The organism is Nocardia sp. CY15 (assembly GCF_009829295.1).
Lineage (GTDB): Bacteria > Actinomycetota > Actinomycetes > Mycobacteriales > Mycobacteriaceae > Nocardia > Nocardia sputi.
On the sequence record NZ_VUOT01000013.1, the window covers coordinates 99691 to 106470 of the forward strand.

5 protein-coding genes and 1 pseudogene are annotated in these 6780 nt (G+C 64.2%); 5 read left to right on the forward strand and 1 reads right to left on the reverse strand.

The window, feature by feature from the left end; genetic code table 11:
- Positions 1 to 240: 240 nt before the first annotated feature.
- Positions 241 to 915 (reverse strand): DMT family transporter, encoded by a 675-nt coding sequence (locus GVY39_RS17555; RefSeq protein ID WP_159925754.1) that lies wholly within the window; start codon positions 913 to 915, stop codon positions 241 to 243.
- Between the two features lie 98 nt (positions 916 to 1013).
- Between GVY39_RS17555 and GVY39_RS17560 the strand changes: the two genes are divergently transcribed.
- The 5 genes and pseudogenes from GVY39_RS17560 (at position 1014) to GVY39_RS17575 (ending at position 6696) form a co-directional block, all read left to right on the forward strand.
- A complete protein-coding gene (locus tag GVY39_RS17560) occupies positions 1014 to 1481 on the forward strand; it encodes a hypothetical protein (protein ID WP_159925756.1) in 468 nt (155 codons plus the stop codon).
- 537 nt (positions 1482 to 2018) lie between these two features.
- Positions 2019 to 3413 carry a glucose-6-phosphate dehydrogenase gene (locus GVY39_RS17565; RefSeq protein WP_159925758.1) on the forward strand — a complete coding sequence of 465 codons (1395 nt, stop codon included), beginning with the start codon at positions 2019 to 2021 and terminating at the stop codon, positions 3411 to 3413.
- A gap of 6 nt (positions 3414 to 3419) precedes the next feature.
- Positions 3420 to 3755: pseudogene (locus GVY39_RS35285) on the forward strand (gluconokinase); the annotation flags it as partial.
- 13 nt (positions 3756 to 3768) lie between these two features.
- On the forward strand, positions 3769 to 3999 hold the full coding sequence (locus GVY39_RS35290) for a hypothetical protein (RefSeq protein WP_369412158.1): 231 nt from the start codon (positions 3769 to 3771) through the stop codon (positions 3997 to 3999).
- Positions 4000 to 5034: 1035 nt separating this feature from the next.
- Positions 5035 to 6696 (forward strand): hypothetical protein, encoded by a 1662-nt coding sequence (locus GVY39_RS17575; protein WP_159925762.1) that lies wholly within the window; start codon positions 5035 to 5037, stop codon positions 6694 to 6696.
- The last annotated feature ends 84 nt before the right edge of the window (positions 6697 to 6780 follow it).

Consider the following 6780-nt stretch of genomic DNA (forward strand, 5'->3'; position numbering starts at 1 on the left):
ACCTCCTGGATTCGGTGGACCCGCGACGCGACACAGCGGGTTCGTGATGTCACTTGCAGAGCATTCGATCACGTACCCGCCGGTAGGGCGGTGAATTCACCGGAGTTTCCCCTGTTGTCTATGTCACCGACAACTTCGTGATCTACCGAAAATTCGTTGCGTCGAATGCATTTCGCCTAGTCATGGCCGCTGTCGGTAGTAGCGACGGGAACACGTGAGGATATCGACATCCCGGAATACCTATGTGGTTCTGTCCACGGTGCTGGACACCGCCATTTCGGCGCACTGAATCCCGCCGCCCGAGTCGGCGTTGTCGCGAGGACCGCGAGGCGATCCGGCGCACGCCATGACCACCAAGCTGATACCGGCCCACTGAGCCGCCCCCATTTCCTCGCCGAGCAAGAGCAGCCCGACGCCCGCGGCCAACGCGGGCTCCAAGCTCATCATGACGCCGAACACCACGGGAGTGATCCGGCGCAGAGCCGCCATTTCGATGGCGTGCGGCACCAGCGACGAGAGCACCGCCAAGGCCGCGGCGCCCAGCAAGAAGAGCGGATCCAGCAGCGCTACGGCATCGTTCGCGATCACCACCGGCAACGCCAGCAGCCCGCCGAGGCCCATGGCTATCGCCAATCCGTCGTGTCCGGCGGTGTGCCTGCCGACCACGGCGCTGCACGCGATATAGGCCCCCCAACCCACCCCGGCCGCCACCGCGAACAGCACACCGGCCCACGACACCGGACCGTCACTGTCGACCAGCAACAGCAGAACGCCCGCTCCGGCAACAGCCACCCATAGCGCGTCGCGCGTGCGCCGCGATCCGATCAACGCGATGGCGAGCGGGCCGACGAAATCGATCGTCACCGCCATACCCAGCGGAATGCGATCGAGTGCCGCGTAGAAACACAGGTTCATACACGTTCTCGGGGCGAACTCACCCTCTTCAGGGTGCTGAAACGACAACTGGACACCGAGGCCTTCTTGCCGGAGTTCCGGCCGAGCGGATGGGCACGATGACCGACTGCCCTTCTGCGCGGCTCTTCTCCGGGCTGCCGGGTGACGGTCGAGCCGACCGGCTCGACGGCCGGCCCACCGCTCGCCCGGCCCTACCGCTGCCGCAGCTTCACAATGCGCTGCCTGCGACCGCGAACTACCGGCTGCGCCCCGTGGACTCCGCCGGGCGCATCGACGACCAGAGGTTGGTGGCTCTCATGGGCTGGCTTCCCGGCAACCGCCTGGCTTGGTCGGTCCGCGATGATCTCGCATTCCTGTCTCTCGGTGTCGAGGGCACCGCGAGGATCACGGTGCACCGGTGTCTGCGACTACCCGCCGAACTGCGTTACGCGACCAGTATCCGATCCGGCGATCGGGTTCTGCTCGCGCCCGATCCCGCGCACGGAGTCCTCGTGCTCTTCTCGCCGAGGGCTCTGCACGATATGGCGCAGCGCCGCATCATCGAGGCACCGGGCGGTGATCTGTGACAGCCGATCGCACCACCCGCCAAGCGAATCTGGAAGCTGCGGCACTGTTGCTGGAGCGGCTGGGCCTCACCACCGATGACCTTCAGGACTTGTCGACCGTCTCGAGAGCTGAGCGTGTCGTAGCCGGATGGAGAACGGTCACGGCGCGAGTACGGCTGCGCAGGGCAGGTGGTTCGTCGACCCGATACTGCCCGGCCAGAGTCGACTCAATCCGAGAAACGTGGCGACGTTGAGGCGGACCCTGAGAAGAGATCCGTCCTCCACCTCACCATGAGGCCGGATTCCGAAAGGGTGACGTCAGGTTCCCGTTGCGGAGACTTATCTCGGTCGATCTCGTAACGCGTTTGCCGCCAATGCCTTTGAGTTCAGCCATCTATCCTGGTCTTATTCTCCTTTACACGCGCTACTTGAACCACCACTGCACGAAAAGGAGAATCGCTAGCACGACGAGTATCAGGCTGAGGAGTCTCCACAGCCAGCAGCGATCGACGTTGGCGCCCTCACCATCGATGACAGCTGGCGGCCGGCGGCGACAGCATGATCACACGACTCGTCATCTTCGGCGGCACCGGTGACCTGTCCGGACGCTACCTCCTGCCCGGATTGGCCGCCTTACGGGCTGCCGGTCGGCTCGACGATCGCTTCCGCCTCGTGTGCGCGGATCTCAAAGACTGGGACGACGCGCAATTCCACAAATGGACAGCCGCTCAACTCGACCGCCACGCCGACGAGGTGCCGGCCGGGGCAAGACACACGATCACGGCCGCGGCTCGGTACCGGCAAGCGGACATCACCGATCCAGCTACAGTCGCGTCTGCCATCACCGGCGACGGCCCCGTCGCTGTCTATCTGGCGCTGGCCCCGGCGTTGTTCCCCATTGCGGTAGAGACCCTTCATCGTGTGGGCCTGCCCCACGGCAGCAAGATCGTGCTGGAGAAGCCATTCGGTGAGGACCTCGCGAGTGCGGTGGAACTCAATCGACTGCTGTCGGACCTGGTGCCCGAAGACGCCATCTTCCGGGTGGATCACTTCCTCGCGATCACCACGGTACAGAACCTCCTCGGCAGCAGACTGGCCAACCGCGTGCTCGAACCGATCTGGAACAGCGCGCATATCGCCAAAGTGGAGATCATCTGGGAGGAAACCCTCACCCTCGAAGGCAGGGCCGGCTACTACGACAACGTGGGCGCACTCGAGGACATGGTGCAAAATCACCTCTTGCAACTGCTGTGCCTCGTCGCCATGGAACCCCCGATCACGCTGTCCGAGCGCGACCTGCGCGACCGCAAGGTCGACGTGCTGCGATCGGTGCGGCCGCTCGATGAGGACGTTCCTCGTCTTTCCCGCCGTGCCCGCTACTCGGCAGGCACGATCGGGGATCGCCGCGTCCCGTCCTACACCGACGAGGACGGCGTAGACCCGCGACGGTGCACCGAAACCTTCGCCGAGATCGAGCTCACACTCGACAGTTGGCGATGGTCGGGCAGAAGGTTCGTGCTGCGCAGCGGAAAAGCACTCGCAGCCGACCGGAAAGAGGTCGCCATCCACTTCCGCCCGGTGCCTCACCTGCCCTTCGGCCGGCACGGAACCGCACTGCCCAATGTGCTGCGATTCGGGCTCGATCCGGAAACCCTCACTCTCGCACTGACAGCCATCGGCAGCAGTGTGGACACACTGGCGCCGCTCACCATGAGCGCACGAATCCAGCCTCCCGACCTTCCCGCCTACGGAAGGCTGATCCTGGATGTGCTCAACGGGAATCCAGCACTGTCCATCCGCGCCGACGAGGCCGAAGAAGTATGGCGCGTCCTGACTCCGGTCATCTCGGCTTGGTCGCGCGACCTCGTTCCCCTCGAGAGCTACCCCGCGGGCTCACCAGGCCCGGACCACCGTCGCAGCCCAGAGCGTGAAGCTTCGCGACGCGACCGGTAGGAAACCATGACAACCGACCAACCGCGCTCCCCCTGCGTCGTCGTCATCGGCGTCTCGGGTTCCGGCAAAACCACCACAGCGCGGCTGCTGGCCGCCCAGCTCGGCATTCCGTTCGCGGACGCAGACGACTTCCACCCGCCTACCAACATCGCCAAAATGCGCTCCGAGATTCCCCTGGACGACACCGATCGCGAGCCCTGGCTCGACGCCATCGGCCGCTGGCTGCACGACCGTGGCACAGAAGGCCACGGCGGTGTGATCGCGTGCTCCGCCCTCAAACGGCGCTACCGCGACACCCTACGAGCCGCCGCACCACGGACCTTACTTCCTGCTCCTCACCGCCGACCGCGAACTGTTGATCGAGCGGATCACCGGCCGCCACGACCATTACATGCCCGCAGCCCTATTCGATTCGCAGCTGGCAACGCTGGAACCGCTGCAACCCGGAGAGCCGGGCACTACCGTCCGAGCCGACGCACCCCCCGAGGCCATCGCACGATACGCGGCCGACCTCATCCGGAAGTCCCACGACCAATCCGGCCACGAAAAATACGGCCACGAAAAAATCGGCAATGATCAACCATGACGCTCGACAAGTGCCGGGTGGGTGAGCTGCCGCTGGCACCGATCTTCGAGTGGCAAGCGGCGGGTTGATCGGGGACGGTGTAGTGCTCACGATGTACCTTTCGTCGGGTCGGCTGGCGTGGCGGGGGCGGGATCACGTTGTGACTGGACTGGATTACTCCGTGTTGCCGGTCGCCTCGAACTGCTGGCTGCCACCAGTCGGTGCCGACGTGCGTGCACCTTAGGCGGGAGATGGTCAACTCGTCGAGCAGGCAGCGCAGTAGCCGGAACCACACCCCGGCGTGCACGGTGCGGGCCGGGCAGTTCCACCCGGCTGATGGTCAGGGCCTGGTAGGTGTAGCCGTCCATCGCCGTGATCTCCTCGTTTGCGGCCATCGGCCGGAACCGGAGGGTGGGCCCTGCGTTCGAGGTGGCAGCCAAGCGTTTGTCACAGGTGATAAGGAGCCGCGTCTCTCGTTGTGGCACAATGCATTTTGTGTTTCGGTCGGGTAACGGCAACTCTGCGGCAATGGTGATGTCGCAGGTCGACGCGAGCGTTTCCTCGGCTCGCCAGCGCGTGCGCGCTGCTGCCCGGCTGATGCGAACCGAGGGCCTGCCCCGCCAGCGTCCTTTGATCGGACGACTAGGGCCTCGCAAACCTCCCTCGGTGTTCTTGCGACTCCCTGGGGCTGGTATCGGTGTGGTGCGCGAAGCTTTGTTGGCTGGGTAGCGAAGTGAAATCTCATGCGAAGGTGTGTGGCGCTGTGGGCTTTTGAGAGGTGATTGCCTGACTCCTTTGTTCCGGAACCCGGTTGCGTTTGCGTGACCGTGCGATGACCGCTGGCTCCGGTGCGTCGAAGGTCGTGCGATGGCCTCGGGCATGCCCAACGGTGGACGAGTAGCCGTTGGGATCGGAAGTGAGTAGGAGGCGGTTATGGGTACACACAGGTCTAAGGAACGCACCTCGCTGGCGGAGGTTCTTCGGCACGGCGACCCAGAGTTTCACAGTCAGCTGCAGAAGATCCTGACCAAGCCGGACTTCCGTGTCACCGAGGACATGAGCCAGGTGCAGCGGCGGCAGAACGCGTACGACCAGCTGGAAGACCTGGTCAACGAGATCGGTGCCCGCGATGTCGCTACCGATCTGCCCAAGTTGTTCGCGGTGTTCGACCGAACCGCAGTACTCACGCCGGACCTGATCCCGCTTATCTCCGGCCACTACAATCTGGCGTCGGGCAGCCTGGCCACCCTGACCGACCTCGACGCCGCGAAGCCGTACCTCAAGGACCTGGATGACGGCACCAGCGTCGGTGTCATGCTGCTGACCGAGTACGGGTGCGGCTCCAACATCGGCTTCATGCAAACCACTGCGAGCTGGGATGGCGAGGGGTTCGTGATCAATACCCCACATCCGCTGGCGCGAAAGTTCATGCCAAGTCTCGGTATTCCGGTTGCTAGGGTCTGCGTCATCGGTGCGCGGCTCATCGACGCGGAGGGCGTTGATCAGGGCGTGCACCTGTTCACCGCGAGGCTGCGCGACGCCAACGGCGACCCGGCTCCGGGCGTCACGATCACCCAGCTCGGCCGTCAGCAGCTGGTTGTCATGGATAACGCAGTCATCAGCTTCGACAATCTTCGAGTCGAGCGCAGTGCCTGGCTGAGCAACAACCTGGCGACCATCGACCGCAACGGAGTGCTGACCTGGGCTGACGAGAACAGCCGGAAGCGGGCATTCGCCTCGGCGATCAGCCAACTGACCGTCGGCCGTCTCGCTCTGTCGTCATGTCTCAACGCCACAGCCCGCGCCTCGCTCTACATCGCGCTCCGCTACGCCTGCAAGCGGCGCGTGCCGCTGACGCCGAACGCCAAACCACTCATGGTCGACATCCCGCATGTGAAAGACACCCTGCTCACCGCACTCGCCGGCACCGTCGCCCGCACCATCTACGGTAACGCGGTCAAGACCTTCCTCGCAGACGCCGATCTCACCAAACGCGGCACCGTCGTGGCGGTCATGGCGGCCAAATACTTCATCCAAGAGCATGCCTTGGCCACAGTCACCGACTGCCGCCTGAAAATGGCTGCGCAAGGAATGTTCAGCGACAACCGGGTCGCCGACTACATCGGAATCTGCCATGCCGCCATCACAGGCGAGGGCGACACCAAAGTGCTGGGCAGCGTGGGCGGGCGCGTACTGGCCAAAGAACTCGGCCGCACACCGTCACCCGAACCGACGCTGCACGATCCCGCCGACCCCACAGACCGCGCGCGCTTGCTCCGCGCACGCACGCTGACGATCGCACAAGAAGCGCAACCGCTGCTGAGCGACCCAGCACTGGAAGCTCGACTAGATGTCATCCCGGATACACTCGAACTCGCGCAGGCCTACTGCGCCGAACAAGCCCTGCAGTTGCTCGATGAACTCGCCGCAGTCCATCCCGAGATCGCGGCCGTACGTGACGTCTTCGCACTGGACCAGATCAATCAGCATGATTCGTGGTATCTCACCCACGGTCTCCTCGACATCGCTGCTGTCAAGACCGTGAAGCAGCATGGCCGCAGAGGGCTGATTTTCCAGGCGATCGACAATCTCGGCGCCCACCTGCCCGCACTACTGGACGCCTTCGACTTCGACGACGAAACCCTCGGCGCACCGGTACTGTCCGACGATCTACCCACAGCGTGGGACTCCCGCATGCACGACCAACACCATCACTGACATTCCAAGGCAAGCCCAGTGGTGGGGGCACCGCAGTGAGCCCCCCACAGGGCCCGAGCAGAAAAACAAGGTAGTAAGCAGTTT